Source organism: Pedobacter foliorum, from assembly GCF_013266735.1.
Classification (GTDB): Bacteria; Bacteroidota; Bacteroidia; order Sphingobacteriales; family Sphingobacteriaceae; genus Pedobacter; species Pedobacter foliorum.
Map to the genome: position 1 here is coordinate 1 of NZ_JABSNU010000036.1, position 968 is coordinate 968.

The 968-nt window shown below is 39.2% G+C and carries 1 protein-coding gene; it reads right to left on the minus strand.

What is annotated here, in order from left to right; all coding sequences use genetic code 11:
• Positions 1 to 731, minus strand: a 731-nt coding sequence (locus HQN83_RS25160) for an IS110 family transposase (protein WP_173094504.1), incomplete at its 3' end; no start/stop codon positions are given.
• Positions 732 to 968 lie beyond the last annotated feature (237 nt).

Genomic DNA, 968 nt, shown 5'->3' on the forward strand with positions numbered 1-968 from the left:
CCATTAATATCTTGCAATACAGTCATAAGCATTCCATCGCATTCTTTTATTTGCCGCTGATAAAACTGATAAGCCTCATAGGCTTGTTTTAAAGCAAATATTCCTTCACTGGTATAAAAGCCTTCTAAGGATTTCAATATGGCTTCTGATTTGTTTTTTATCACGCTACTATGGCAGAGCAAAAGAAGCCTTTGCGGTTCACGTTCTCCAGAAAGAATAGCTTCAATAATAGCCATACCACTAATACCGTGAATCTGGCTCAATACCTCCGGTAATCGAAGATTCATCTCAATGAGTGCCTTTTGCATATGATTCACATGCATGGCGGCGCTCCGAATATGATCTTCTCTCAAACGCTGATAGCTCCTTAGTTCTTTCATCTTGCCTTCTGCTACAAAACAGCGATTTAGCAAGCCATAGCTATGTAGTTGCTGTATCCACTGGCAATCCTTGACATCTGTTTTTCGGCCTGGAACCTGACGCGTTTGACGACCATCAACAAGCCACACGTCAAATCCATCTGACTGAAGGATGTCATATAAAATTACCCAATAGGTTCCTGTAGATTCCATTGCTACTGTAGTAATCTCATTCTTTTTCAGATAATCGCTGGCTTCCCTGAAATCACTGGTGAAGGTTCCGAAGCTGGCCACTTCTTTACCTTCCAAGCCGATAAAGATCTTTTGAGAACCGATATCAATTCCTGCTGAATTAAAACGAATCTTTTCCATAACTCTGAATATTAATCTTTGCGCCCAAAGGTTACACAATCAAGACAGACTACCAATCGGACAATCCTTTCAGGATGTACCAAACTTTAATTCAATATCCTTCAGACCCAGACTCAGCAACAGGCAATTAGCACTAATTTCATATCGGGCACGCTGCACAAAGAATTTAAATACTAAAATACTTATTTTCAGATTCTTATTGAAAAAACTTTCTGACTTGTCATTGGTAATTTATTT